The sequence below is a fragment of the Kitasatospora arboriphila genome (genome assembly GCF_039528095.1).
Lineage (GTDB): Bacteria > Actinomycetota > Actinomycetes > Streptomycetales > Streptomycetaceae > Kitasatospora > Kitasatospora arboriphila.
Map to the genome: position 1 here is coordinate 1 of NZ_BAAALD010000232.1, position 1038 is coordinate 1038.

Consider the following 1038-nt stretch of genomic DNA (forward strand, 5'->3'; position numbering starts at 1 on the left):
AAGCGCCAGTAAACGGCGGTGGTAACTATAACCATCCTAAGGTAGCGAAATTCCTTGTCGGGTAAGTTCCGACCTGCACGAATGGCGTAACGACTTCTCGACTGTCTCAACCACAGGCCCGGTGAAATTGCATTACGAGTAAAGATGCTCGTTTCGCGCAGCAGGACGGAAAGACCCCGGGACCTTTACTATAGCTTGATATTGGTGTTCGGTTCGGCTTGTGTAGGATAGGTGGGAGACTGTGAAGCAGCAACGCCAGTTGTTGTGGAGTCGCCGTTGAAATACCACTCTGGTCGTGCTGGATGTCTAACCTGGGTCCGTGATCCGGATCAGGGACAGTGTCTGGTGGGTAGTTTAACTGGGGCGGTTGCCTCCTAAAGGGTAACGGAGGCGCCCAAAGGTTCCCTCAGCCTGGTTGGCAATCAGGTGTTGAGTGTAAGTGCACAAGGGAGCTTGACTGTGAGACTGACGGGTCGAGCAGGTACGAAAGTAGGGACTAGTGATCCGGCGGTGGCTTGTGGAAGCGCCGTCGCTCAACGGATAAAAGGTACCCCGGGGATAACAGGCTGATCTTCCCCAAGAGTCCATATCGACGGGATGGTTTGGCACCTCGATGTCGGCTCGTCGCATCCTGGGGCTGGAGTAGGTCCCAAGGGTTGGGCTGTTCGCCCATTAAAGCGGTACGCGAGCTGGGTTTAGAACGTCGTGAGACAGTTCGGTCCCTATCCGCTGTGCGCGTAGGAGTGTTGAGAAGGGCTGTCCCTAGTACGAGAGGACCGGGACGGACGAACCTCTGGTGTGCCAGTTGTCCTGCCAAGGGCATGGCTGGTTGGCTACGTTCGGGAGGGATAACCGCTGAAAGCATCTAAGCGGGAAGCCTGCTTCGAGATGAGCACTCCCACCTCCTTGAGAGGGTAAGGCTCCCAGTAGACGACTGGGTTGATAGGCCGGATATGGAAGCCCAGTAATGGGTGGAGTTGACCGGTACTAATAGGCCGAGGGCTTGTCCTCAGTTGCTCGCGTCCACTGTGTTGGTTC

1 rRNA gene is annotated in these 1038 nt (G+C 56.0%); it reads left to right on the forward strand.

The window, feature by feature from the left end:
* Window positions 1-1011: ribosomal RNA gene (locus ABD353_RS39665) — 23S ribosomal RNA — on the forward strand; the annotation flags it as partial.
* Between the last annotated feature and the right edge of the window lie 27 nt (window positions 1012-1038).